A 24,781-nucleotide genomic window follows, 5' to 3' on the forward strand; every position below is an offset into this window, starting at 1 on the left:
AAAGCCTCTGCCTCAGGAAGAGGGACAGAGGCTCACGTCGTGGTGCCCGGAGCGGCGGCGTTACCGCAGGCGCGCCATCAGGGCGTGCTCGACCAGCGTGATCAGCGCCGACTTCGCGTCGGCGCGGTGCCGGGCGTCCGTCGTGATGATCGGGGTGTCGGGGCCGATCTGCAGGGCCTCGCGGACCTCGTCCGGGTTGTACGGCTGATTGCCGTCGAATCCGTTGAGGGCGATGACGAAGGGCAGACCCGAGTTCTCGAAGTAGTCGACCGCGGGGAAGCAGTCGGCGAGGCGCCGGGTGTCCACGAGGACGATCGCGCCGATCGCACCGCGTACCAGGTCGTCCCACATGAACCAGAAGCGGTCCTGTCCGGGGGTGCCGAACAGGTAGAGGATCAGGTCCTGGTCCAGGGTGATACGGCCGAAGTCCATGGCGACGGTGGTCGTCGTCTTGTCTCCGGTGTGGGTGAGGTCGTCGATGCCGGCCGAAGCGGACGTCATGACGGCCTCTGTGCGCAGCGGGTTGATCTCCGAGACGGCGCCGACGAACGTGGTCTTGCCCACGCCGAAGCCGCCCGCCACCACGATCTTCGCGGAGGTGGTGGAGCGGGAAGGACCGCCGCTAGAGCTTGCGAAGTCCACTGAGCACCCTTTCGAGCAGTGTCACGTCTGGCTGGCCACCGGCGTTCTCGTCGCCGCCGGGCTGATGGATGGCGACCAGGCCCGCCTCCGCCAAGTCGGCGACGAGGATCCTGGCCACGCCGAGGGGGATTGTCAGGAGCGCGGAGATTTCGGCTACCGACTTGATCTCACGGCAGAGGTTGCAGATCCGCTGATGCTCGGGCAGTTGGCCCTGCATCTGGTGCGGAGCGGCGGTGGTGTGCACCAGTGCCTCGATGGCGAGCTGGTAGCGCGGGCGGGTCCGGCCGCCGGTCATGGCGTACGGACGCACCAAGGGGTTGTTCGATGCGGTCGCGGGCGCCGGTTCGGGGCGGCGCTGCGGCTGCACCGGCTGGATGCGCGGGGCCGGCGGCTGGTCGTACGGCGAAGGGCCGGGGCCCTGCGGGGCGTACGGCTGCCGGTGGCTCGGGGCGGAGGGGAAGTTGTACCGGTTCGCGGAACCGTCGCCCTGACCCTGGGCAGGGCCGTACGACCAGTTTCCCGAATTCGAACCGCCTGGGGGTGTTGCCACTCTCTTCTCCTCCTCCGACTGCGTCGGGCACCCATCCGTGTGGAGCCGCGTCCCGAAACCTTACGGCCCCGGGACGCGAATACGCATCGTCCCTTAATTAGTTGAGAAGGCTTCCCTGGAGCTCCGCGCGGAGATCCGGAGTGAGGACCGTGCCCGCGCGGTCCACCAGAAGGGCCATCTCGTACCCGATGAGGCCGATGTCCGCTTCCGGGTGGGCCAGGACTGCGAGGGACGACCCGTCGGAGATGGACATGATGAAGAGGAATCCCCGCTCCATCTCCACAACCGTCTGATTCACGCTGCCCCCCTCGAAGATGCGGGAGGCGCCTGCCGTCAGGGACGTCAGGCCGGAGGCGACGGCCGCGAGCTGGTCGGCGCGGTCGCGGGGGAAGCCTTCGGACATCGCCAGAAGGAGTCCGTCGGCGGAGACCACCACCGTGTGGGACACCCCCGGGGTGTTGTCCACGAAGTTGGTGATCAACCAGTTCAGGTTCTGTGCCGCCTGGCTCATCGGGCTCACACTAACGCTCCTGGTTGTAGGTGCTGTCAGGACCGAAGCCCTGGCCGTTCGTTTCACTGCCTGCGCTGCGTCCGCGCTGGACGCCCCTGCGCAGGTTGCTCAGCCTGCCCCGGACGTCCTCCGGGGCGCGGGAGACCTGTGGGCCTCCCTGGGGGGTGGTTTCGGCGGAACCCGAGACCAGGTTGGCCTTGGGCACCCGCCGCGGCAGACCGGAGGCGGTCACCCCGCCTGCCTTCGGCTTCCGGAGCTGCGACGCCTGCTGCCACCGCTCGTCGTTCTGCGAGCGCCAGCCGCTGTCGCCGTTGGTCCCCGGAGCGTTGCCCGGCGCGGGAGCCGGCGCTTCCTGCTGCACGCGCGGCGTGGCCGCGGTACCCGAGCCGTTGGACCCGCTCGGGGTGGATCCGCGGCGGGGCAGCCCGGCGTCGGTCAGCTCGTGTGCGGCGGGAGAAGCCGTTCCCGGACGGTCGAAGCCTACGCGGTTGCGCTCACTGGCGTCAGTGGCCTGTGTCGATTCCGTTTCCGGAGCGTAATGGGCCGGATAGCCGTTCCGGTAGTCGTCCTGCTGCGGCCAGTCGTCCTGGTACGAGGGGCTCTGGGCCGGCTCCGGGTAGGAGGGCTCCGGGTAACCGCCGTTGGGGGAGAAGCGGTCGCCTTGCGGCAGTTCGCCGTTCGGCGCGTAGTACTGCTCGTCGTACTGCCCCGGGTGCGACCCCGACTGCGGCTCCGCGTAGGTCTCCTGGTACGAGGACTGCTGCTCCTCGTACGTGGGCTCCTCGTACGCGGGCTCCTCGTACCCCGGCTGCTGCTCCCGGTAGGCGGACCGTCCGTCGAAGAGCGGGTCCTCGTAGCGTGCGGGGGCCTCGGCCGCCTCCTGCTGAGACTGCGTGGGCGGCTGGCCGTGCGTCTGCGCCTCCAGGGCCGCCCGGCGCTCCTCGCGCATCAGGGAACGGCCGACGGGGTCCAGGTCACGGATGTCGTCGGGGACGTCCGTGTACTGGGTGTCGTCGAAGCCGAGCTCGGCGGCGGTGCGCATGGGCTGCATCTGGTGGAAGTTCTCACCCTGGAACTGCTGCTCCGGGATGATCTGCGAGACGGTGAACTCCTCGCGCTCCAGCGACTCGCCGCCACCGCCGTGCGTGATCGCGTCCGGCAGCATGACCAGCGACGTCGTACCGGCCTGCTCGCCGGAGGGGCGCAGCTGGACGCGGATGCCGTGCCGGTCGGACAGCCGGCCGACCACGAACAGACCCATGCGCTGGGAGATCGCGGCGTCCACGGTCGGCGGGTTGGCCAGCTTGTGGTTGATGTCCGCGAAGTCCTCGGCGGTCAGGCCGATGCCCTTGTCGTGGATCTCGATCATGATGCGGCCGTCGGGCAGACGGGTCGCGGTGACGCGGACCTTGGTCTGCGGCGAGGAGAACGTGGTGGCGTTCTCCAGCAGCTCGGCCAGCAGGTGCACGAGGTCGGTGACCGCGCGGCCGTGGATCTCGGCCTCCGGGACGCCGGACAGCTCGATGCGCTCGTACTGCTCCACCTCGGAGGAGGCGGCGCGCAGCACGTCGACGAGGGGGACCGGCTGGTCCCAGCGGCGGCCGGGCTCCTCGCCCGCGAGGACCAGGAGGTTCTCGCCGTTGCGGCGCATACGGGTCGCCAGGTGGTCCAGCTTGAAGAGGTTCTCCAGCTGGTCCGGGTCGGCCTCGTTGTTCTCCAGGTCGGTGATCAGGGTCAGCTGGCCCTCGATCAGCGACTGGTTGCGGCGCGAGAGGTTGGTGAAGATCGCGTTGATGTTGCCCCGCAGCAGGGCCTGCTCGGAGGCGAGCCGGACCGCCTCGCGGTGGACCTGGTCGAAGGCGCGGGCGACCTCGCCGATCTCGTCCTTGGTGGTGATCGGGATCGGGGCGACCCGGGTGTCCACGCGGCCGGGATCGGTGCGGGACAGCTGGTCGACCAGCATCGGCAGGCGCTGCTCGGCGATGCCGAAGGCGGCGTTGCGCAGCTGGCGCATCGAGCGGCTCATCTGGCGGGCCACCGCGCCGGCCAGGATGAAGGCGAGCAGCAGGGCCACCACGACGACGGCGCCGGTGATGAACGCGGAGGTCTTGGCGTCGTCGGCGATGCCGGAGGCCTCGTTCACCGCCTTGTCGGCCATGTCCGACTCGATCTGGCGGTAGGCGTTGAACTTGAGGGTGTTGACCGCCCACCAGTTCTCGGGGGTGACACCCCTGAGAGCGAGCTGCTGGCGCGCTGCCGGGGACGTGGAGTCCAGGGCGGCGAGGTCCGTGACCATGTCCTGCGGCTTGGACGGCGGCGGCACGTAGTTCGGGTTCTGGGCCTTGGCCTGCTGGGCCATCGCCGCGGCCTTGTTCTGGATGTCCTGCTTCTCGGTGTCCAGCCTGTCGGCGTCGGCCTGGGTACCACCGCCGAGGTACTCCTCGACGGCGATGCCCTCGAGGTAGGCGTAGGAGGAGAGCGCGACGCGCTGGGTCGCCAGGTTGGGCGCGTCCGGACCCGGCTTGGCCAGCATGTGCATGCCGATCGAGCGGTCCAGCGACAGCGCCGCCTTGGTGAGCGACATGGCGTAGACGGTACGGCCGTAGGAGGTGATGTTGCCGGTGCCCAGGCCCAGCTCGTTGGCGAACTCCATCAGCGGGTGGGCGACCTTGACGTAGCCCTCCTCGGTCCGCACACCCGTGAACTTGGAGGTGTACGCGCCCGAACGCAGCGTCTGGAGGAAGGGCTCGATCTGCCGGAACAGCTTCAGACGGCGCTCCAGGCCGGACTCGTGCGGCATGTTCTGCGCGGCCTGGTCGAAGCCGTCGGCGGCCTTGTCGGTCTCGGCGCGGGCCGTGCTGATCGTCTGCTTGTCCGCGGGGCTCGCCAGCTTGCCCTTGAGCAGCGGAGCCGCGGTGACGTCACGCTCGTTCTCGAGCGCGTTCGCGTAGGTGAGGGAGGCACGTACCAGGCGGGCGGTGTTCTCGGCGTCGCGGGCCTGCTGCCAGGTGTCGATCGAGCTCTTCACCTGGAAGCCGCCCATGACGAGACCGACCGCCACGGGTATGAGCAGGATCGCGTTCAGCCTGGTAGGCACGCGCCAGTTGCGCGGCGAGAAACGGCCGCCGCTCGGCGCGGGTGCAGCCGCCGGCTCCGCACCGGGCACAGGGGTGGGCGCCGCAGCGCGCGGCGGCGGGGTGAAGTTGCCCCGCGCCGACGGCTCGGGACCGTTCTTGCTTCGCCTCACTCGACCAACAACCTCTCGGCGGTCGGCACCTACGTCGTGCCGCAGTCTCTCAGAGCCCGCTTCGTCATCGACCACTCAGTACGTCTTTGACTATTGGGCAGTTCAGGCATTCCAGCACGGGGACCAGTGCTCTTCCAAACAGCGGAAACCCCGGAGTCAGGCTCTCGCAAGCCGCAGATAAAACGGTCATAAAGAGCGAGCCCCGCCAAAAGGCGGGGCGATTGTGAGCACAGCGGCACGGCGCGACCGCGTCGCGTGGTGAAGCCGGGGGATTCCTCTGCCGAACTGTTATGAACACCGGAGCCGACCGTGTCAAAGGCCACAGCCGGCTCCGTTCCCTTTACGGCAACTACCGTACGCGACGTCCTACTTGATCGCGTACGTGTGTGCTACTTGAGGCGTGCCATCAGTGCGTGCTCGACCAGCGTGATCAGCGCACTCTTGGCATCGGCGCGGTGCCGGGCGTCCGTCGTGATGATCGGGGTGTCCGGACCGATCTGCAGGGCCTCCCGCACTTCCTCCGGGGCGTAGGGCTGCTGGCCGTCGAACCCGTTGAGGGCGACGACGAACGGCAGGCCCGAGTTCTCGAAGTAGTCCACGGCCGGGAAGCAGTCGGCGAGGCGCCGGGTGTCCACGAGCACCACCGCGCCGATCGCGCCGCGAACCAGGTCGTCCCACATGAACCAGAAGCGGTCCTGGCCCGGCGTACCGAACAGGTACAGGATCAGGTCCTGGTCCAGGGTGATACGGCCGAAGTCCATGGCCACCGTGGTGGTGGTCTTGTCCCCGGTGTGGGTGAGGTCGTCGATGCCGGCCGAAGCGGACGTCATGACGGCCTCTGTGCGCAGCGGGTTGATCTCCGAGACGGCGCCGACGAACGTGGTCTTGCCCACGCCGAAGCCGCCCGCCACCACGATCTTCGCGGAGGTGGTGGCCCGGCCCGCGTCAGAGCTTGCGAAGTCCACTGAGCACCCTTTCGAGCAGCGTCACGTCCGGTGCGCCGCCGTTGTTCTCGTCGCCACCCGGCTGGTGGATGGCGACCAGGCCGGCCTCGGCGAGGTCGGCCACCAGGATCCGGGCCACTCCGAGCGGCATGGCCAGCAGCGCGGAGACCTCCGCGACCGACTTGACCTCGCGGCACAGGTGGCAGATGCGCTGGTGCTCCGGGAGCAGTCCCATGAGCGCTGCCGGGTCGGCCGTCGTGCTGATCAGCGCCTCGATCGCGAGCTGGTAACGCGGCCGGGTCCGGCCGCCGGTCATCGCGTACGGACGTACCAGCGGCTGGTCGCCCTCGTCCCCGTACGGCTCCGCGTACGGATCATGATGGGCGGTGGGCGGGGTCATGAATCCTCCGGGCGGGACAGCAAGTCGGTCAGTCAAGCCGTCTGACGGGGCCGGTGGGGGGATTGTGGCGGCCGGACGGTGGTTTGGTGAGGTGGGTGGTGCCGGGGCGGTCAGTGGAGCAGACTGCCTTGGAGTTCGGCGCGCAGGTCCGGGGTGAGTACCGCCCCTGCGCGGTCGACGAGCAATGCCATCTCGTAGCCGACGAGACCGATGTCCGCCTCGGGATGGGCCAGGACCGCGAGGGACGACCCGTCCGAGATGGACATCAGGAAGAGGAAACCGCGCTCCATCTCGACGACCGTCTGTGCCACCGTGCCGCCCTCGAAGATCCGGGACGCCCCGGCCGTCAGTGAGGTCAGCCCGGACGCGACGGCCGCCAGCTGGTCGGCGCGGTCCCGGGGGAAGCCTTCGGACATCGCCAGCAGAAGGCCGTCGGCGGAGACCACCACCGTGTGCGACACCCCGGGGGTGTTGTCCACGAAATTGGTGATCAACCAGTTCAGGTTCTGTGCCGCCTGGCTCATCGGACTCAACTAACGCTCCTGCTGGTGAGTGGGGCTCGGGAAGCTGCCGGTCTGGCCGCTGCCGGCCTGACGGCCCTGAGCGATACCCCGACGGAGATTGGTCAGCCGCCCGCGTACGTCGTCAGGCGCACGCGAGACCTGCGGACCGGCTTGGTGCTGTTGCTGCTGAGCCGTGCCCGGGACGAGGTTGGCCCGGGGCACCCGGCGCGGCAGGCCGGAGGTGGTGACACCGCCGGACGCGGGCTGCCGCACACGCTCCGCCTGCCGGACGAGTTCGTCGTTCGGCGAGGTGCGCCAGCTACCGGTGGTGGAGCCGTTGCCGTTGCCGCCCACCGGACGCTGTGGCGCCGGAGCGGGCTGCTGCGGAGCGGGCTGCTGTGGCGCGGACTCCTGCTGCGCAGCGCCGTGGAACCAGTTGGTCTCCAGCGTGTCGTACAGCGGGGTACGGCCGTCGACCGGGCCGCTGGCCGGCGGCAGCGCCTCCGGCTCGCGGTGCACCGGACGCTGTTGCGGGGCCGGCGTGGGCGGGCCGCCGAAGTCGTCCCGGCCGGCCGGCTGCGGGCGCTCGAACTGACCGGTGTGGGCCGGGTTCTGGCGTCCGGGCAGGGCGTGCCGGCCGGTGGAGCTGCCGTCGTAGCCGCCGTCGAAGGCTTGCGGAGCCGCGAACTGGCCGGTGTCCCGGCTCGTGTTCTGCGAGGCGTCGTCCGGCCGGGGCGCCGTCGTGCCGAAGACGTCGGAGCGGACGAACGGACCCGTTTCCTGACGGTTGCCGGAACGGTCGGACCGGCCGGGTGTCCGGGGCGCGTCGGGACGGGTGAACTGGCCGGTCTCCTGCGGGTTCTGGGGGCGGTGGAACTGGCCCGTCTCCTGCGGGAGGTCCGGACGGCTGAACTGGCCGGTCTGCTGCGGGCTCTGGGGGCGGTGGAACTGGCCGGTCTGCTGCGGGTTCTCCGGGCGGGCGAACTGGCCGGTGTTCTGGGCACCGCCCAGGCCGTTCAGCTCGGCGCGCGGGAACTCGCCCGTGGCGGACGGGCCGTGTGCGTCGATCCGGGGTATCTCCGCCGTGGAGCCCGGGCCCTGGCGGTCGTCGATGCGCGGCATGCGCGCGGTGTGCGCCGGGTCCTGCTCGTCGTGGCCGCGCGGTGCGTCCATCGACGCACGCGACAGCGGGGCCTGGGGGTCGCTCCAGTCCGGGATGCCCGTCTGCGGGTCACCGCCGGGCAGCTCGGCCCGCGGTCCGCCGCGCGGCGGCAGCTGGGGCTGGCGCCCCTGGTCGGAGGCAGCACCGGGCCGCTGCGGGCCCCGGCCGCCGAACGCGTCCTGCTGCGGTCCGCCGGGCACCTGACCGCCGAGGCCGCCCGCGCCGGAACCCGCCGCCATCGGCCGGCCCTGCTGCGGGCCACCGAGACCGGGACCGCCCTGGGGACCGCGCGCACCGGGACGGCCGCCCTGGCCGGTGCCGGGCAGCGCGGCCCGGGGACCCTGGCCGGCGCCGACCTGGCCGCGCGGAGCGGGACCGGCGCCGAGCAGACCGCCACCGGCCGGGGCGCCGCCGAGGGCACCGCCGTTGCCGCCGGCGGTCTGGCGCCGGGCCGCGGCCGCACCGGCCGCGGCCTGCGCGGCGGCGGGGCCACCGGTGCCGGGCGCGCCCGGCTTGCCCGGCGTGGGCTTCTTGCCGCCCTGGGCGACGTCCACGGGCAGCATGACCAGCGCGGTCGTACCACCGGAGTCGGACGGGCGCAGCTGGATCCGGATGCCGTGGCGCTGGGACAGCCGGCCGACCACGAAGAGGCCCATGCGGCGGGAGACGGACACGTCCACGGTGGGCGGCGAGGCGAGCCGCTCGTTGATCGCCGCGAGGTCCTCGGGGGACAGGCCGATACCGGTGTCGTGGATCTCGATCAGCACGCGGCCGTCGGGCAGCGCGTGACCGGTGACCTTCACCTTGGTCTGCGGGGAGGAGAACGAGGTGGCGTTCTCCAGCAGCTCGGCGAGCAGGTGCACGAGGTCGTTGACCACGCGGCCGGCCACCTCGGTGGTCGGCACGGCGGCCAGCTCGATGCGCTCGTACTGCTCCACCTCGGACGCGGCGGCGCGGAGCACGTCGACCAGCGGGACCGGGCGGGTCCAGCGGCGGCCCGGCTCTTCACCCGCGAGGACGAGGAGGTTCTCGCCGTTACGGCGCATGCGTGTCGCGAGGTGGTCCAGCTTGAACAGCGAGGACAGCTGGTCGGGGTCGGCCTCGCGGGACTCCAGTTCGGAGATGAGCGACAGCTGGCGCTGGATGAGGCCCTGGGAACGGCGCGAGAGGTTGGTGAACATCGCGTTGACGTTGCCCCGCAGCAGGGCCTGCTCGGCGGCGAGGCGGACCGCCTCGCGGTGCACGTCGTCGAAGGCCGCGGCCACCTGGCCGATCTCGTCCCGGGAGTGCACACCGACCGACTCCACGGAGGTGTCGACGTCCTGCGGGTCGGACTCCGAGAGCTGCTTGACCAGCTCGGGCAGGCGTTCCTGGGCGACCTTGGTCGCGGTCTCCTGCAGCCGGCGCAGTGAGCGGATCATGGAGCGGGCCACGACGAACGCGCCGACCAGCGACACGCCGAGCACGAGCAGGATCAGCGCACCGGAGATGATGGCGTCCTGCTGGGTGGCGCTCTTGAGCTCGCGGGCCTTTTGCTCCATGTCCTCGAGCAGCGTGTGCTCGATCTTCTTCATCTGCTCGATCTTGGTCGAGCTGTCGTCCACCCAGTCCTTGTACGAGCGGGCGTTCAGGCTCTGGAGGCCGTCGGCGGAGTCGAAGACGCGCTTGGCGTAGGTGTCCGCGGACTCGATCGTCGGGTTGCCCTCGTCGATCGGCTTGAGGAGTTCCTCGGCGTTGTTGTTCGCGTAGATCTTCCGGAAGATCGAGATCTCGGAGTTCTCGCTCTGGTAGGCCGACTGACCGTAGAGGCGGTCGTTCGTCGACAGGTCGCCCTTCGTGGTCGTCGTCGCGGGCAGCGCGGCGGCGATCGTGGCGCGCTGCACGGAGGCGTACTCCTTGGCGGTGGAGAAGGCCGCCAGGGCGCGGGTGCGCGAGATCATCTCCGGGTTGCTGGACGCCTGGGCCATGTCCTGGGACAGGTCGATCAGCTGCGTGATGAGCCGGTGGTAGGACTCGATCGTCTGCGTCGAGTTGCCCTTGGAGGAGTAGGCGCCCTTGCGGATCTTGGCCAGCTGGTCCAGCTGGTTGAAGATGCCGACGAGGTTGTCGCGGACGCCCTGGAGCTGGCCGTCCTTGCTGGCGGCGTCGATCTCCTGGGTGGAGTTCTCGAAGTTGGCCAGGGCCCGGTCCGTCTTGTCCCGGTAGCCCTTGACCGTGTAGTCGGCGGCGCTCAGACCGTGTGCCATCGGACCGGCGGACTGGTCGCGCTCCTCCTGGAGCGCGGCCGCCAGCTCGGTGGCCTGCTTGGTCATGTCCGTCAGCAGCTTCATGTTGTCGAGCTGCTGGATGTCGGTGATGTTCTGGTCGATGCGCAGCGCACCGAGCGAGGTCGCCGCGACCACGGGCAGCGCGAGCAGCGACACCAGGCGCGTGGAGATGCGCCAGTTCCGCAGTGCGACGCGCGAGCCCGGGCCGGTGGATCCCTTGGGGGGCTTCACGGCCGGCGCGGGGGAGGCGCCGGCGTTGTTGGTACCCGAGGAGGCCAGCGGGGCGGACACGCCGGGGCGTCCGCCACGCTCACCACCGTCCGCGGACGGGGCCGGGCCCGGGTTCTGGGCGTGCTGGGGCGAGGAGCTGCCCTTCATGGGGCCAGTCCCGTCGTGCGACTCCGGCTCCGCCGAAGCGCTGCCATCCCTCTTGAAACGTCCCTGCACTAGCGTCGCAACCTCTGGACCAGGCGCCCCTCCGCGCAAACGGAGGGACACGGTGTCGGCGTTGTGGGGAGCGCCCTGAATACGCCCCCCGATGGTCTTGAGTGACCGGCGCTGGTTCCCCCCTGTCTCGCCGCCACTCGGCGCTGCTTCGCGCCCTACGTGCGCCGGCTCGATCCCTGCGGCGGTCCGTGGAATTCCAGCACAGTGCCGGATCTCCAACAAGGCCCGTGTCCCGAGCTGTGACCTCCGTGACGCGCTGTGAGTGCTGCGTCACCAGCCGTGGGACGCGTTCCTCGACATAGCGGACACAATGCCGCGAGTTGCCGCTCGGTGCCAGGTGTCTGAGTCGCCATGATCAGGAGCGGAATGATGGCTTCAGGGGGCCAATGTCCGTTTCGCAGGGACGCGTTGCGGGTCAGACATGACCGGTTTGTCCGCCAGGTCGTGAGCAAACTCACACGCGTCGCGGGGGCAGTTGGCGCCGTCGGCGGGGAATTGGATGTTTAGCCTGACGCTTTACATGAGCGCCGTATCCGTCAACCCGCCGACACAGGACTAGGACGCGTACAACCGTGAAGACGACGACGATGTTCCACAAGATCGCCAACCCGCGCCGCACGACCCTGGTGCATCTGAAGGACGCCGGCGACCTGCAGACGCCCGAGCTGCCGGAGCACTCCGTCGACCTGCCCGCCCAGACCGCCAACCCCCGGCGCACGGTGCTGGTGGACGTCCCGGCCGGCGCGGCGGCCTCGGCAGAGTAGCCGACACGCGCTCACCTGTTCCGCTGAATTTCCGGGGCAGCGCCTTCGTGCGCGACCCGGCGCGGCGGTTTCACGGGAGACCAGGACCGGCGGTGCTGTTCCCGCCGGAATTCTCCCGGAACGTTTTTCCGGGAGCCCCGGCTCCGAGAGCCTCGGCGATCATCCCAAGACGGCCCGGCGGCCGTGCTCCCGCGGCCGCCGGCGCGCTGCACGGCCCAGGACGGCTCCGCCCGGGCACTCGCCGAACAACGCGATCCCGGAATTCCGGCCCGCCCCGTTCCCGTACCGGAAAAGCGGCGCAGCCCCGTCGCTCCAGCCGAACGTCCGGGGGGTCGACCGGTTAACCTGGGGCGTCAGTACGCCGGTTCTCAGTAAGGGGCGCAAGGATCCCGTGCGCATCGCCAGGTTCTCCATCGACGGGAACGTAGCCTTCGGCGCGGTCGAGGGCGACAAGCAGGACGAACTCGTCCTCGACATCATCAAGGGCATCCCGTTCGCGGACTACGAGCTGTCCGGCACGAAGGTGCCGCTGAGCAAGGTCAGGCTGCTCCCGCCGGTCCTCCCCAACAAGGTCGTGGCGTTCGGCCGCAACTACGCCGACCACGCGCGCGAGCTGGGCAATGAGGTCCCGGACGCCCCCTTCGCCTTCTTCAAGCCGTCCACCTCGGTGATCGGCCCCGGCGACGACATCCAGTACCCGCCGTTCTCCGAGGACCTGCACCACGAGGCCGAGCTGGCCGTCGTCATCGGCCGGATGTGCCGCGAGGTGCCGCGCGAGCGCGTCAAGGACGTGATCTTCGGCTACACCTGCGCCAACGACGTCACCGCGCGCGACGTGCAAAAGCGCGAGAAGCAGTGGGCCCGGGCCAAGGGCTTCGACACCTCCTGCCCGCTCGGCCCCTGGGTGGAGACCGACCTGGACCTCCAGCGCGCGAACGACCTGACCGTCCAGCTGACGGTCAACGGACAGCAGCGCCAGCTCGGCCGTACCAGCGAGATGATCCATCCCATCGAGGACCTGGTCGTCAACATCTCCGAGGCCATGACCCTGCTCCCCGGCGACGTCATCCTCACCGGCACCCCCGCGGGGGTCGGCCCCCTGAACGTCGGCGACGAGGTCGCCGTCACCATCGAAGGCATCGGCACTCTCACCAACAAGGTTGTCAAGCGTGGCTAGCGCACCCGGCTCACCCGTACGCGTCCGTTTCTGCCCCTCGCCCACCGGTAACCCGCACGTGGGCCTGGTCCGCACCGCCCTGTTCAACTGGGCGTTCGCCCGGCACCACCAGGGCACCCTGGTCTTCCGTATCGAGGACACCGACGCGGCCCGCGACTCGGAGGAGTCGTACAACCAGCTGCTCGACGCGATGCGCTGGCTCGGCTTCGACTGGGACGAGGGCCCCGAGGTCGGCGGCCCGCACCCGCCGTACCGCCAGTCGCAGCGCATGGACATCTACGCCGACGTCGCCCAGAAGCTCCTGGACGGCGGGTACGCCTACCGCTGCTACTGCTCGCAGGAGGAGCTGGACACCCGCCGCGAGGCCGCCCGCGCCGCCGGCAGGCCCTCCGGCTACGACGGCCACTGCCGCGAGCTGACCGAGGCGCAGGTCGAGGACTACAAGGCCCAGGGCCGAACCCCGATCGTCCGCTTCCGCATGCCGGACGAGACGATCACCTTCACCGACCTGGTCCGCGGCGAGCTGACCTTCACCCCGGAGAACGTGCCGGACTACGGCATCGTCCGCGCGAACGGCGCCCCGCTGTACACGCTGGTCAACCCGGTCGACGACGCCCTGATGGAGATCACCCACGTCCTGCGCGGCGAGGACCTGCTCTCCTCCACCCCGCGCCAGATCGCCCTCTACAAGGCCCTGACCGAGCTGGGCATCGCCAAGCAGACCCCGGCCTTCGGCCATCTGCCGTACGTCATGGGCGAGGGCAACAAGAAGCTCTCCAAGCGCGACCCGCAGTCGTCCCTCAACCTCTACCGAGAGCGGGGCTTCCTGCCCGAGGGCCTGCTCAACTACCTGTCGCTGCTCGGCTGGTCGCTCTCGGCCGACAAGGACATCTTCAGCATCGACGAGATGGTCGCCGCCTTCGACATCTCCGACGTGAACCCCAACCCGGCGCGCTTCGACCTGAAGAAGTGCGAGGCGATCAACGGCGACCACATCCGCATGCTGGACGTGAAGGAGTTCACCGAGCGCTGCGCGCCCTGGCTGAAGGCCCCGTTCGCCCCCTGGGCGCCGGAGGACTTCGACGCGGCCAAGTGGGAGGCGATCGCCCCGCATGCCCAGACCCGTCTGAAGGTCCTCTCCGAGATCACGGACAACGTCGACTTCCTCTTCCTCCCCGAGCCGGTCTACGACGAGGCCAGCTGGACCAAGGCGATGAAGGAAGGCAGCGACGCCCTCCTGCGCACCGCCCGCGAGAAGCTGGAGTCGGCGGACTGGACCTCCGCCGAGTCCCTGAAGGAGGCCGTCCTGGCCGCCGGCGAGGCCCACGGCCTCAAGCTCGGCAAGGCCCAGGCCCCGGTCCGCGTCGCCGTCACCGGCCGCACCGTCGGCCTGCCGCTCTTCGAGTCCCTGGAGGTCCTGGGCAAGGAGAAGACGCTGGCCCGCATCGACGCGGCGCTGGTGAAGCTGAGCGCCTAGCCGGCACATGCGTCAGGGGCGGCATCCGGAGCGTTCCGGGTGCCGCCCCTGACGCATCGGTCACTGTGCGTCGGCTTCGTCGATCAGGTAGGCGCTCTCGTCGAAGATCTCCAGTACGACGACGACCATGATCGCGCCGGCCACCATGTACTCCAGCCTGACGCCCGGGGCCACGTACGCCCTGCGCAGGTGCTCGTCGGGGCCCAGCTGCGCGGTCGAGGTCTTCCGGAACGGGTCGCGCGCCAGTATGCGCACGGCCCTGTCCAACTGCGCCCGGCGCTCTGCGGGCAGGGCGTCGAACGTCGCACGGGCCTCGACGGTGAACCGGACGCGGTACTCGCTCATGCCGGCCGGCCTGCCAGCCGTTCGGCGGTACGGTCGGTGTCATGACGATCAGAGCCGTGGTCTGGGACGTGGACGACACCCTGTTCGATTACACGACCGCGGACCGTGAGGGCATGCGGGCGCACCTGGCGATGGAGGGGCTGCTCGCCGGGTACGCGACGCCCGAGGAGGCTCTCCTGCGGTGGCGGGAGATAACCGACCGCCAGTGGGCGCGGTACGCGGCGGGGGAGTGCTCCTTCCAGGATCAGCGCCGTGACCGCGTACGCGTGTTCCTCGACACCGAACTGACCGATGCCGAGTGCGACGACTGGTTCCAGCGGTACGTCGGGCACTACCAGGCCGCCTGGAGCCTCTTCCCGGACGTCCTGCCCGCCCTGGAGGCCCTTTCCGTCAGCCACCGGCACGCGGTGCTGTCCAACTCCAGCCTCCGGGTCCAGGAGCACAAGCTGCGCACCCTCGGCCTCCTCGACCGCTTCGAGGTCGTGCTGTGCGCCGCCGAGCTGGGCGTCTCCAAGCCCGAGGCCGGCGCCTTCCGGGCCGTCTGCGAGGCGCTGGGCCTGCCTCCGCACCAGGTGGCGTACGTCGGCGACCACCCGGAGATCGACGGGCGGGGCGCCGCGGAGGCCGGGCTGCTGTCCGTGTGGATCGACCGTGGAACGGCCGGCGTGCGGGCCGCCGGGGAGGTCGTCGCGCACCGGATCTCGACCCTCGCCGAACTCCCGGCGCTCGTCCGCGCGGATACTCGTTTTGGAGCCCCGTCCACCTTCGGGTAATGTTCTTCCTGCGCCGAGGGGAGCGGGCCGGAAGGCCAGGTCCCGGAGGAGCAAGCTAGAACGAGACCCCGCAGGGGCTTGAGTTCCAGTGGCCTATGGTGTAATTGGCAGCACGACTGATTCTGGTTCAGTTAGTCTTGGTTCGAGTCCAGGTAGGCCAGCTCGCAGAGCTTATCTGCAAAGCCCCCGTTGTGTAGCGGCCTAGCACGCTGCCCTCTCAAGGCAGTAGCGCCGGTTCGAATCCGGTCGGGGGTACTGATCTCGATCTTGTCGGGATCGCTAGGGCCCCCGTTGTGTAGCGGCCTAGCACGCCGCCCTCTCAAGGCGGTAGCGCCGGTTCGAATCCGGTCGGGGGTACTGACTGGTCTAAACCATCATTGGTCTATGGTGTAATTGGCAGCACGACTGATTCTGGTTCAGTTAGTCTTGGTTCGAGTCCAGGTAGACCAGCTCGGACCTGCGGAAACGCAGTGTCCAGGCCCCCGTTGTGTAGCGGCCTAGCACGCCGCCCTCTCAAGGCGGTAGCGCCGGTTCGAATCCGGTCGGGGGTACGAGACGAAGGCCCTCCGCCTCAGCGGAGGGCCTTCGCTGTATCCGGGGTCATGCGAACCCGTACCTGCGCGCCGACTCCTCCTCCTGTGCCAGCCGGCGCAGCGCCTGGAGCATCGGCTCGGCGAGGACCGCCCCGATCACCGCCACCTCCGCCTTCTCGGCCTCCGAAGCATGCGTCTCCACGAAGTCCAGGTCGAGCACCGCCGCCCGGTGCATCAACTCGGCGTAGGGGACCATCCGTTCGCACGTCCAGTCGTAGCCCAGCCGTTGGAACGCGGCCACCGCGACGACCAGTGAGCGGTACGCGGGCGAAATGGTCACCAGCGCCTGTGCGTTCGTCCAGCCCAGCTTTCTGAGCAGCTCCCCCACTTCGCGGTGGGCGGCCCGGACGTACTCGTCCTGCGCGTCCGGCTCGGCCACCTGGGGCAGGGCCCACAGGGCCGCGCCCATGCGCATCGTCCGGCCCAGGGAGTCGTCGTCGACGTTCCGCAGCACCTCCCGGACCGTGGCCACCGGGAGCCCGCCGACCTGGATCATCGCGCGCACCAGCCGCAGCCGGCGCAGATGCTCGTCGTCGTACTCCGCCGTCGTCGTGTTGATCTGGCGGCCCGGCGGCAACAGGCCTTCGCGCAGGTAGTACTTGATCGTCGCGGTGGACACCCCGCTGCGTCTGCTCAGTTCGGCGAGCCGCATGTCTTGCGCCCCTTCTCGGATAACGGCACTATCCAACCATCGGTAGTTGGATAGCGCCGCTCACCAATGAGGGGGGACGTGGTCATGGTGTCCCGTACGACCGCCGACGCGAAGGGCGAGGTCGTCGTCCTGCTGATCGGCATGCGCATCAACCGCTTCTGGGCCGTGCACCTGTGGCTGCCGGTGATGCTCGCGATGTTCCGGATGCTGCGGGAGCTGGAGAAGGACCCGGGGCGGGGACTGCTCGGCAAGGTCCTGCTGACCGCCTCGCCGCGCACGTACTACGTCGTGCAGTACTGGGAGTCCAAGGACAAGCTGTACGCCTACGCGACCGCGCCGGACGCGTTCCACCACAGGGCGTGGGCCGTGATCAACCGCAAGGAGCGCAGCGGGAAGCTGCGGGGGGAGGTCGGGATCTGGCACGAGACGTACGTCGTGCCGGAGGGCTCGTACGAGTCCGTTTACGGCGACATGCCGGCCTTCGGGCTCGCGGCCGCGCACGGCCAAGTGCCGTTGGAGAAGCGGGGGCGGTACGCGAAGGACCGGTTCGCCCACCGGTCCGGGAACGGTGTGAGCGCCTAGTGCCGTGCCGGGCGTCGCCAGCCGGTGAACCTTTCCGGTCGCAGCACCAGCTCCCGCTGCCGGCCCCGCTGCCGGCGCGGGTGAGGCGGGCGTCATGCCCGTGGAGTCCACTTGCAGGTCGGCTCGCCGGCGTCCTTCGGCGGGAGCCCCGCCTGCGTCCGGCGGTCCCGCATGTCCACCGGCATCTCACGCGGCCATAGTCCACCGGCATCTCACGCAGCGGCTGGCCGGCTCCGGCATCTCGCGCAGCGGTCGGCCGGCTCCGGCATCTCACGGAGCGGCCGGCCGGCCCGCAGTCCCCGGAGCTCCGTCGCGCCCCCGTGGATCGCGCTCCCCGGGATCGGCCGTCCCGCCCCTGGAAGGAGTCTGCCGCGGCGTTGAGGCGGACTCCTTCCGGGAGCGGGGTCTCCCGTGCTCTCAGCCCGAGCGGCGCAGGGCCTCCGACAGGCGGGCCGCCGCGTCGATGACCGCCTGGGCGTGCATGCGGCCCGGGTGGCGCGTCAGGCGCTCGATGGGGCCGGAGACCGACACGGCGGCCACCACGCGGTTGGAGGGGCCGCGCACCGGCGCGGAGACGGACGCGACGCCCGGCTCGCGCTCGCCGATGGACTGGGCCCAGCCGCGCCGCCGTACGCCCGACAGGGCCGTCGCCGTGAAGCGGGCGCCCTGCAGGCCGCGGTGCAAGCGCTCGGGCTCCTCCCAGGCGAGCAGGATCTGCGCCGAGGAACCGGCCTTCATCGTGAGGGTGGAACCGACGGGGACGGTGTCCCGAAGGCCGGACAGCCGTTCCGCCGCCGCCACGCAGATCCGCATGTCACCCTGGCGCCGGTAGAGCTGCGCACTCTCACCGGTGACGTCCCGGAGGTGGGTCAGCACCGGGCCGGCCGTCGCCAGCAGGCGGTCCTCGCCCGCGGCCGCGGCCAGCTCCGCGAGGCGCGGGCCGAGGATGAAACGGCCCTGCATGTCGCGTGCCACCATGCGGTGGTGTTCCAAGGCCACGGCCAGGCGGTGAGCCGTGGGTCGTGCCAGTCCGGTCGCGCCGACCAGACCCGCGAGGGTGGCCGGACCGGACTCCAGAGCGCTCAGGACGAGGGCCGCCTTGTCCAGAACGCCGACGCCGCTACTGTTGTCCATGCAACGATACTCGCGTCTCACTCTGTGAAACGCAAGTTCAATTTTCCGTGGAACGCGCCACCCTGGAATCACACAGCGGCCCGCAGACCAAGGGGCCCGGTGGTGGACGCCCGGAATCACGACACCTGGGGCGCGGGCGTCTCCTCCTCAAGATCTCTAGTTGGGTCGGTGCACGCTTGCCGGCCGGAGGGAAAGCGATGGGTAGGACACTCGCGGAGAAGGTCTGGGACGACCACGTCGTCCGGCGCGCCGAGGGCGAGCCCGACCTCCTCTACATCGATCTGCACCTGCTGCACGAGGTGACCAGCCCGCAGGCCTTCGACGGGCTGCGCAAGAACGGCCGGACGGTGCGCCGCCTCGACCTCACCATCGCGACCGAGGACCACAACACCCCGACCCTCGACATCGACAAGCCCATCGCCGACCCGGTCTCCCGCGCCCAGCTGGAGACGCTGCGCAAGAACTGCGCCGAGTTCGGGGTGCGGCTGCACCCGCTGGGCGACGTCGAGCAGGGCGTCGTGCACGTCGTCGGCCCGCAGCTGGGCCTGACCCAGCCCGGTACGACCGTGGTCTGCGGTGACTCCCACACCTCCACGCACGGTGCCTTCGGTGCGCTGGCGTTCGGCATCGGCACCTCCCAGGTGGAGCACGTGCTGGCCACCCAGACGCTGCCGCTGGCCCGCCCGAAGACCATGGCGATCACGGTCGACGGCGAACTGCCCGAGGGCGTCACGGCCAAGGACCTGATCCTGGCGATCATCGCCAGGATCGGTACGGGCGGCGGCCAGGGCTACATCCTGGAGTACCGCGGCTCCGCCATCGAGAAGCTCTCGATGGAGGCCCGGATGACCATCTGCAACATGTCGATCGAGGCCGGCGCCCGGGCCGGCATGATCGCCCCCGACGAGACCACCTTCGCGTACCTCGAGGGCCGCCCGCACGCCCCCGAGGGCGCCGACTGGGACGCGGCCGTCGAGTACTGGAAGACGCTGCGCACCGACGACGACGCCGAGTTCGACGCCGAGGTCGTGATCAACGCCGCCGAACTGTCGCCGTTCGTCACGTGGGGCACCAACCCCGGCCAGGGCGCGCCGCTTTCGGCCGCCGTCCCCGACCCGGCTTCGTACGAAGACGCTTCGGAGCGCCTCGCCGCCGAAAAGGCCCTGGAGTACATGGGGTTGGAGGCCGGCCAGCCGCTGCGCTCCATCAACGTGGACACCGTCTTCGTAGGCTCCTGCACCAACGGCCGCATCGAGGACCTGCGGGCCGCGGCGGACATCCTGCGGGACCGCAAAGTCGCCGACGGCGTACGGATGCTGGTCGTCCCGGGCTCGGCGCGCGTGGGCCTGCAGGCCGTCTCCGAGGGCCTGGACGTGGTCTTCAAGGAGGCCGGCGCCGAATGGCGGCACGCGGGCTGCTCGATGTGCCTCGGCATGAACCCCGACCAGCTGGCGCCGGGCGAGCGCTCCGCCTCCACCTCCAACCGCAACTTCGAGGGCCGGCAGGGCAAGGGCGGCCGGACGCACCTGGTGTCGCCGCAGGTCGCGGCGGCCACCGCGGTCCTGGGCCACCTGGCCTCGCCCGCCGACCTGTCCGACGCCGCAACCCGCACGCCCGCTGGAGTCTGATCAGTCATGGAAGCATTCACCACGCACACCGGCCGGGCCGTCCCGCTGCGCCGCTCCAACGTGGACACCGACCAGATCATCCCTGCTCACTGGCTCAAGAAGGTGACCCGGGACGGCTTCGAGGACGGGCTGTTCGAGGCCTGGCGCAAGGACCCGGAGTTCGTGCTCAACCGCCCGGAGCGCCAGGGCGCGACCGTCCTGGTCGCCGGCCCCGACTTCGGCACCGGCTCCTCCCGCGAGCACGCCGTCTGGGCGCTGCAGAACTACGGCTTCAAGGCCGTGATCTCCTCCCGCTTCGCCGACATCTTCCGGGGCAACTCGCTGAAGAACGGCCTGCTCACGGTCGTCCTGGACCAGAAGATCGTGGACGCGCTGTGGGACCTCACCGAACAGGACCCCACTGCTGAGGTCACTGTGGACCTTGAGGCTCGTGAGGTGCGTGCGGCGGGCATCACCGCCTCCTTCGAGCTGGACGAGAACTCCCGCTGGCGGCTGCTGAACGGCCTGGACGACATCTCCATCACGCTGCAGAACGAGGCCGACGTCGCCGCGTACGAGGCCAAGCGGCCGTCCTACAAGCCGCGGACCCTCCAGAGCTGACCCGGACCCCCTGAACGGGGCGGGTTTCGGCCACGCCAACATCCCCTCTGTACCCCCGATCGCCACGATCGGGGGTACAGCCGTGTCTGCACCCGAACGGCCCCGTGAGCTCGCCACTCCCGCCTCAACTTCCCACGTTACGCAGGCTGTTGCCGGGGTACGTGAGTGCTGGGATCGCGTCCTCCGCAAGTGCCTGGAAGGCCATTTGAGGCGGCAGTTGCCCCCTGCGCAGGCGACAACTCGCCCTAGATGGCACAATCTGTGCATGGAACACGACGGCCAACTCCAGCTCTATGCGGCGGTCGCGAACCAGCTCAAGGAAGCGCACGCAAGGGTGCGCGCACTGCAAGTCCCGGAGGGCGTACGGATGGCGCTGACCCGGAAGCTGCTGGTCATTACGGCCGCGGCCAAGCACGATCTCGCCGCTGCGGCAAGGCGGCTCGAGCGGTTCAACGCGGACCTCGACGAGGGCCGGATCCCCGGCGAGGACCACTGAACAGCCCGAGACCACCGAATCCGTTGCGGCACAAGGGTGATAAGCCCGTTTCGTGTTTGATTTGCGGTATATATCTGCCTAACGTGCGAAAAAGCTTGAACACTTTCGTTCTGGCGATGTCTCCGAAGGGGAAGACGTGAACAAGGCGCAGCTCGTAGAAGCGATTGCCGACAAGTTGGGTGGCCGCCAGCAGGCCGCCGACGCTGTCGATCATGTCCTGGACGCCATCGTCCGCGCGGTCGTCGCGGGCGAGCGGGTCTCGGTCACGGGCTTCGGGTCCTTCGAGAAGGTGGACCGCCCCGCCCGCTACGCCCGCAACCCCCAGACGGGCGAGCGGGTTCGGGTCAAGAAGACCTCCGTGCCGCGCTTCCGCGCCGGTCAGGGCTTCAAGGACCTGGTGAGCGGCTCGAAGAAGCTGCCGCGCGGCGGCGAGGTCTCGGTCAAGAAGGCGCCGAAGGGCAGCCTGTCCGGCCCGCCGCCCACGATCGCCAAGGCCGCCGGCAAGAAGGCCGCCGCCAAGAAGGCGGCGGGCGCGGCGAAGACCACCGCGAAGAAGACGACGGCCAAGAAGACCACGGCCGCCGCCAAGAAGACCACGGCGAAGAAGGCGCCCGCCAAGAAGACCACGGCGACCGCCAAGACCACCGCGGCGAAGAAGACCACCGCCAAGAAGGCGACGGCCAAGAAGGCCCCGGCGAAGAAGGTCACCGCGAAGAAGGCCCCGGCCAAGAAGTCGACGGCTCGCAAGACCACCGCCAAGAAGGCCACCGCTCGCAAGGCGACGTCGTAAGGACGCCGAGGCTCCCACGCGCCGGGCCGGACTCCCCCAGGGAGCCCGGCCCGCGGCGTGTGTAAGGGCAGTTACAGGGTTTGAAGGGTTACGAGCGTGATGCGCAGGGCGTCTCCCTGCCCCTCGGTCTCGATCCGCACGCGCTGACCCGGCCGCAGCAGCCGGAGGCCTCCGGCGGTGAAGGCGGCGTCGTCGAAGGGGACCGGGGTGCCGTCGTCGAGGAGCACCTGCCCACTGCGCGTTTCCGGGTCGTAGGTGTATGCCGTGGCCTGCATGACGGTCAGCCTAATGTCCGCTGTCACGGAGCGCGCCGCGGGGCCGGAGGCCGGCTGCGGGCTGGGGACCCGGGGGTGGCCGGTCGCGCGGTTCCCCTCGCCCCTTCAAGGGGTTTGCGCAGCCGCACCCTCCGGCGGGCGACGCCCCGGCCCCGCCCGGCCCCCCGCACCGGGCCCCCTGCGCACCGGGCCCCTCACGGCTCCGGGATCAGCAACCCGGCCGACACCGCAGCCGTGTACGGGCCCACGCCCAGCGCCAGCGCCGCCCGCAGATCGTCGCCGGTGTCGACGTCCTGCCGTACCGAATCGACGTCCGTCAGCAGGAGTTCCGCCGCCCCCGAGGAGCGATGCCGGCAGCGGGAATCCACTCCGAACTCCGGCCGCAATTCCGTGCCCGGTCCCGCGGCCAGCAACGTCGTGCCCAGTTCGGCCGCGTCCGCGAGAAACGCCCGCGAAAACTCCCCGGCCGCACCCAGGACGACGGCCAGCTCCGCGGGCCGCAACGCCGGGAGATCGGCGTTCAGAGCCGCGACCGGGGTGTGCGGGCGCATGTCCCGTACGACGTCCGTCCCGTGCGCCAGAGCGGCGTTCAGGCCCTTCGCCGGGGCGTCCGGGACGATCCGGGCGCCCAGTGCCGCCAGCTCACGCGCCGCCAGCCCGTCGTCCGTGACGACCGCCACATCCGACACGGCGGGACACGCCAGCGCGGCGGACACCGTGTCCTGCGCGAACGCCAGGGCCAGCCCGGGCCGCACGCCGTCCGCTGCGGTGCCCGAGAGCCTGCTCTTGGCCCGGGACAGGGGCTTCAGGGGGATGACCAAGGTCCACTGCACCGGCGTACCGTCCCTCTCTCGTCACGAGCATTGTCCCCGCGCCACCCGGCACCGACGGTGGCGGGGCGTACCGTGTTCTCGACAGACCGGCGGCTCGGAGCGACACTTGTGCGGCCCCCGCCAGGTGACAGCCCTAGAGGAAGGTGTCCTCGTGCCCCGCCGCAGAATCGGCTTCTGGTACCGCTTCGCCGCGGTGATCTGCAAACCGCCGCTGGTGATTCTGATCAAGCGGGACTGGCGCGGAATGGAGCACATTCCGGCCGAGGACGGATTTATCACCGTGGTGAACCACAATTCCCACGTGGACCCCTTCGCCTACGCGCACTATCAGTACAACACCGGCCGGGTTCCGCGATTCCTGGCGAAGAGCGGACTTTTCAAGAAGGGATTCGTCGGCGCCGCCATGCGCGGCACCGGGCAGATCCCCGTCTACCGGGAGTCCACGGACGCGCTCAGCGCCTTCCGCGCCGCGATCGACGCCGTGGAGCGCGGCGAGTGCGTCGCCTTCTACCCCGAGGGCACCCTCACCCGCGACCCGGACGGCTGGCCCATGACCGGCAAGACCGGCGCCGCCCGCGTCGCCCTGCAGACCCGGTGCCCGGTCATCCCGATCGCCCAGTGGGGCGCCAACGAACTGCTGCCGCCGTACGCCAGGAAGCCGGACCTCTTCCCGCGCAAGACCCATCACGTGCTCGCCGGCCCGCCCGTGGACCTGTCGCGCTTCTACGGCAAGGAGATGACCCCGGAGCTGCTCAAGGAGGCCACCGAGGTCATCATGGCGGCGATCACCCGCCAGCTCGAGGAGATCCGCGGCGAGAAGGCGCCCGAGACGCCCTACGACCCGCGCCGTGAGCGGATCGAACAGCGGCGCCGGACCCAGGCGCAGAGCAAGGGCAAGGAACCGGAGGGGCAGAGCAAGTGAGCAAGTCGGTCAAGGCGGCGGTCATGGGCACCGGCTCGTGGGGCACCGCCTTCGGCATGGTGCTCGCCGACGCGGGCTGCGAAGTGACCCTGTGGGCCCGCCGCCCCGAGCTGGCCGAGGCCGTCAACTCCACCCGCACCAACCCCGACTACCTGCCGGGAGTCGAACTCCCGGAGAACCTCGCGGCCACTTCGGACCCGGCCGAGGCCCTGCGGGACGCGGACTTCACCGTCCTCGCCGTCCCCTCCCAGACCCTGCGCGCCAACCTCGCCGAGTGGATTCCGCTGCTCGCCCGGCACACCGTGCTCGTCTCCCTGATGAAGGGCGTCGAACTCGGCTCCGCCATGCGGATGAGCGAGGTCATCGAGGACGTCGCCAAGGTCGGCCCGGACCGCATCGCCGTCGTCACCGGGCCCAACCTGGCCCGCGAGATCGCCGCCCGCATGCCCGCCGCGGCCGTCGTCGCCTGCACCGACGAGGCCGTCGCCCAGCGCCTGCAGGCCGCCTGCCACACGCCCTACTTCCGGCCGTACACCAACACCGACGTCGTCGGCTGCGAACTGGGCGGCGCGGTCAAGAACGTCATCGGCCTCGCGGTCGGCATCGCCGACGGCATGGGCCTGGGCGACAACGCCAAGGGCTCGCTGATCACCCGGGGGCTCGCCGAGACCACCCGGCTCGGCATGGCGCTCGGCGCCGACCCGCTGACCTTCTCCGGACTCGCGGGCCTCGGCGACCTGGTGGCCACCTGCTCCTCGCCGCTGTCGCGCAACCACACCTTCGGCACCAACCTGGGCAAGGGCATGACGCTTCAGGAGACCATCGCGGTCACCCGGCAGACCGCCGAGGGCGTCAAGTCCTGTGAGTCGGTTGCGGATCTGGCCCGCCGGCACGGGGTGGAGATGCCCATCGCCGAGACGGTCGTGGACATCGTGCACGAGGGCAAGCCGCCGGTGGTCGCCCTCAAGGAGCTGATGTCCCGCAGCGCCAAGCCCGAGCGGCGCTGAACGCTCCTGCCGCGCGACGCTGCGCGACCGTTGGAGGGACGCTGAGTCACGGCGTCCGGA

Annotated in this window: 24 protein-coding genes and 5 tRNA genes; 16 read left to right on the forward strand and 13 right to left on the reverse strand. The window is 70.2% G+C overall.

Translation table 11 applies throughout. The features are described from left to right. Positions 1 to 60: 60 nt before the first annotated feature. From ABZ919_RS12010 to ABZ919_RS12045, 8 genes are all read right to left on the reverse strand, one after another. Positions 61 to 642: an ATP/GTP-binding protein gene (locus ABZ919_RS12010; protein WP_026248371.1), complete on the reverse strand. Its 582-nt coding sequence runs from the start codon at positions 640 to 642 to the stop codon at positions 61 to 63. Continuing rightward, positions 623 to 1,192 carry a DUF742 domain-containing protein gene (locus tag ABZ919_RS12015; protein ID WP_351616945.1) on the reverse strand — a complete coding sequence of 190 codons (570 nt, stop codon included), beginning with the start codon at positions 1,190 to 1,192 and terminating at the stop codon, positions 623 to 625. The genes ABZ919_RS12010 and ABZ919_RS12015 overlap by 20 nt, the downstream gene beginning before the upstream one ends. Before the next feature lie 97 nt (positions 1,193 to 1,289). Further along, the gene (locus tag ABZ919_RS12020; RefSeq protein ID WP_004983065.1) at positions 1,290 to 1,703 is read right to left on the reverse strand and encodes a roadblock/LC7 domain-containing protein; all 414 of its coding nucleotides are present in this window, start codon (positions 1,701 to 1,703) and stop codon (positions 1,290 to 1,292) included. A gap of 10 nt (positions 1,704 to 1,713) precedes the next feature. Next, complete coding sequence (locus ABZ919_RS12025; protein WP_361246001.1) at positions 1,714 to 4,950, reverse strand: nitrate- and nitrite sensing domain-containing protein; 3,237 nt, start codon at positions 4,948 to 4,950, stop codon at positions 1,714 to 1,716. 389 nt (positions 4,951 to 5,339) lie between these two features. Beyond that, positions 5,340 to 5,915 (reverse strand): ATP/GTP-binding protein, encoded by a 576-nt coding sequence (locus ABZ919_RS12030; RefSeq protein WP_184970470.1) that lies wholly within the window; start codon positions 5,913 to 5,915, stop codon positions 5,340 to 5,342. After that, entirely contained in the window at positions 5,896 to 6,294 is a 399-nt protein-coding gene (locus ABZ919_RS12035; RefSeq protein WP_009190816.1) for a DUF742 domain-containing protein, read from the reverse strand. Before ABZ919_RS12035 ends, ABZ919_RS12030 begins: the two co-directional genes overlap by 20 nt. 110 nt (positions 6,295 to 6,404) lie before the next feature. After that, on the reverse strand, positions 6,405 to 6,818 hold the full coding sequence (locus ABZ919_RS12040) for a roadblock/LC7 domain-containing protein (protein ID WP_014675212.1): 414 nt from the start codon (positions 6,816 to 6,818) through the stop codon (positions 6,405 to 6,407). Between the two features lie 9 nt (positions 6,819 to 6,827). Continuing rightward, positions 6,828 to 10,673 (reverse strand): nitrate- and nitrite sensing domain-containing protein, encoded by a 3,846-nt coding sequence (locus ABZ919_RS12045; protein WP_361246005.1) that lies wholly within the window; start codon positions 10,671 to 10,673, stop codon positions 6,828 to 6,830. 572 nt (positions 10,674 to 11,245) lie between these two features. Between ABZ919_RS12045 and ABZ919_RS12050 the strand changes: the two genes are divergently transcribed. The 3 genes from ABZ919_RS12050 (at position 11,246) to gltX (ending at position 14,091) form a co-directional block, all read left to right on the forward strand. Then, complete coding sequence (locus ABZ919_RS12050; RefSeq protein WP_361246008.1) at positions 11,246 to 11,437, forward strand: hypothetical protein; 192 nt, start codon at positions 11,246 to 11,248, stop codon at positions 11,435 to 11,437. A gap of 391 nt (positions 11,438 to 11,828) precedes the next feature. Further along, positions 11,829 to 12,614: a fumarylacetoacetate hydrolase family protein gene (locus ABZ919_RS12055; protein ID WP_361246011.1), complete on the forward strand. Its 786-nt coding sequence runs from the start codon at positions 11,829 to 11,831 to the stop codon at positions 12,612 to 12,614. Beyond that, positions 12,607 to 14,091, forward strand: coding sequence for a glutamate--tRNA ligase (gene gltX, locus ABZ919_RS12060; RefSeq protein ID WP_361246014.1), 1,485 nt, complete (start codon positions 12,607 to 12,609; stop codon positions 14,089 to 14,091). The genes ABZ919_RS12055 and gltX overlap by 8 nt, the downstream gene beginning before the upstream one ends. 60 nt (positions 14,092 to 14,151) lie before the next feature. On the opposite strand, the gene ABZ919_RS12065 is transcribed toward gltX, so the two are convergent. Further along, positions 14,152 to 14,436, reverse strand: coding sequence for a hypothetical protein (locus ABZ919_RS12065; protein WP_361246016.1), 285 nt, complete (start codon positions 14,434 to 14,436; stop codon positions 14,152 to 14,154). Positions 14,437 to 14,477: 41 nt separating this feature from the next. Between ABZ919_RS12065 and ABZ919_RS12070 the strand changes: the two genes are divergently transcribed. The 6 genes from ABZ919_RS12070 (at position 14,478) to ABZ919_RS12095 (ending at position 15,760) form a co-directional block, all read left to right on the forward strand. After that, entirely contained in the window at positions 14,478 to 15,209 is a 732-nt protein-coding gene (locus ABZ919_RS12070; protein ID WP_361246019.1) for an HAD family hydrolase, read from the forward strand. 89 nt (positions 15,210 to 15,298) lie between these two features. Next, positions 15,299 to 15,370, forward strand: a tRNA-Gln gene (locus ABZ919_RS12075). Between the two features lie 21 nt (positions 15,371 to 15,391). After that, a tRNA-Glu gene (locus ABZ919_RS12080) sits at positions 15,392 to 15,464 on the forward strand. A 29-nt stretch (positions 15,465 to 15,493) separates the two neighbouring features. Continuing rightward, a tRNA-Glu gene (locus ABZ919_RS12085) sits at positions 15,494 to 15,566 on the forward strand. A gap of 21 nt (positions 15,567 to 15,587) precedes the next feature. Next, positions 15,588 to 15,659: transfer RNA gene (locus tag ABZ919_RS12090), tRNA-Gln, on the forward strand. A 28-nt stretch (positions 15,660 to 15,687) separates the two neighbouring features. Continuing rightward, positions 15,688 to 15,760 (forward strand) — tRNA-Glu (locus tag ABZ919_RS12095). Between the two features lie 49 nt (positions 15,761 to 15,809). Here the strand turns inward: ABZ919_RS12095 and ABZ919_RS12100 are convergent. Next, positions 15,810 to 16,454 (reverse strand): MerR family transcriptional regulator, encoded by a 645-nt coding sequence (locus tag ABZ919_RS12100; RefSeq protein ID WP_361246022.1) that lies wholly within the window; start codon positions 16,452 to 16,454, stop codon positions 15,810 to 15,812. A gap of 84 nt (positions 16,455 to 16,538) precedes the next feature. On the opposite strand from ABZ919_RS12100, the gene ABZ919_RS12105 reads away from it, so the two are divergent. Next, positions 16,539 to 17,036: a DUF4188 domain-containing protein gene (locus ABZ919_RS12105; RefSeq protein WP_361246023.1), complete on the forward strand. Its 498-nt coding sequence runs from the start codon at positions 16,539 to 16,541 to the stop codon at positions 17,034 to 17,036. A gap of 417 nt (positions 17,037 to 17,453) precedes the next feature. On the opposite strand, the gene ndgR is transcribed toward ABZ919_RS12105, so the two are convergent. Beyond that, the gene (gene ndgR / locus ABZ919_RS12110) at positions 17,454 to 18,170 is read right to left on the reverse strand and encodes an IclR family transcriptional regulator NdgR (protein WP_023546516.1); all 717 of its coding nucleotides are present in this window, start codon (positions 18,168 to 18,170) and stop codon (positions 17,454 to 17,456) included. Between the two features lie 197 nt (positions 18,171 to 18,367). Between ndgR and leuC the strand changes: the two genes are divergently transcribed. The 4 genes from leuC to ABZ919_RS12130 all read left to right on the forward strand — a co-directional run bounded on the left by leuC (position 18,368) and on the right by ABZ919_RS12130 (position 21,684). Further along, positions 18,368 to 19,798, forward strand: coding sequence for a 3-isopropylmalate dehydratase large subunit (leuC, locus tag ABZ919_RS12115; RefSeq protein WP_361246025.1), 1,431 nt, complete (start codon positions 18,368 to 18,370; stop codon positions 19,796 to 19,798). Positions 19,799 to 19,804: 6 nt separating this feature from the next. After that, positions 19,805 to 20,398, forward strand: coding sequence for a 3-isopropylmalate dehydratase small subunit (gene leuD / locus ABZ919_RS12120; RefSeq protein ID WP_361246028.1), 594 nt, complete (start codon positions 19,805 to 19,807; stop codon positions 20,396 to 20,398). 265 nt (positions 20,399 to 20,663) lie between these two features. Further along, a complete protein-coding gene (locus tag ABZ919_RS12125) occupies positions 20,664 to 20,894 on the forward strand; it encodes a hypothetical protein (protein ID WP_361246031.1) in 231 nt (76 codons plus the stop codon). A gap of 136 nt (positions 20,895 to 21,030) precedes the next feature. Next, complete coding sequence (locus tag ABZ919_RS12130) at positions 21,031 to 21,684, forward strand: HU family DNA-binding protein (protein ID WP_361246033.1); 654 nt, start codon at positions 21,031 to 21,033, stop codon at positions 21,682 to 21,684. A 71-nt stretch (positions 21,685 to 21,755) separates the two neighbouring features. On the opposite strand, the gene ABZ919_RS12135 is transcribed toward ABZ919_RS12130, so the two are convergent. Further along, positions 21,756 to 21,959 (reverse strand): hypothetical protein, encoded by a 204-nt coding sequence (locus tag ABZ919_RS12135; protein ID WP_361246035.1) that lies wholly within the window; start codon positions 21,957 to 21,959, stop codon positions 21,756 to 21,758. Positions 21,960 to 22,153: 194 nt separating this feature from the next. Further along, a complete protein-coding gene (cofC, locus tag ABZ919_RS12140) occupies positions 22,154 to 22,792 on the reverse strand; it encodes a 2-phospho-L-lactate guanylyltransferase (RefSeq protein ID WP_361246038.1) in 639 nt (212 codons plus the stop codon). 151 nt (positions 22,793 to 22,943) lie between these two features. Between cofC and ABZ919_RS12145 the strand changes: the two genes are divergently transcribed. Together ABZ919_RS12145 and ABZ919_RS12150 are read left to right on the forward strand one after the other, a co-directional pair. After that, positions 22,944 to 23,714 (forward strand): lysophospholipid acyltransferase family protein, encoded by a 771-nt coding sequence (locus ABZ919_RS12145; RefSeq protein WP_361246041.1) that lies wholly within the window; start codon positions 22,944 to 22,946, stop codon positions 23,712 to 23,714. Then, positions 23,711 to 24,721 (forward strand): NAD(P)H-dependent glycerol-3-phosphate dehydrogenase, encoded by a 1,011-nt coding sequence (locus ABZ919_RS12150; protein WP_361246044.1) that lies wholly within the window; start codon positions 23,711 to 23,713, stop codon positions 24,719 to 24,721. Before ABZ919_RS12145 ends, ABZ919_RS12150 begins: the two co-directional genes overlap by 4 nt. Positions 24,722 to 24,781 lie beyond the last annotated feature (60 nt).

Origin of the sequence: Streptomyces sp. NPDC046759, from assembly GCF_040645475.1 — a bacterium.
Lineage (GTDB): Bacteria > Actinomycetota > Actinomycetes > Streptomycetales > Streptomycetaceae > Streptomyces.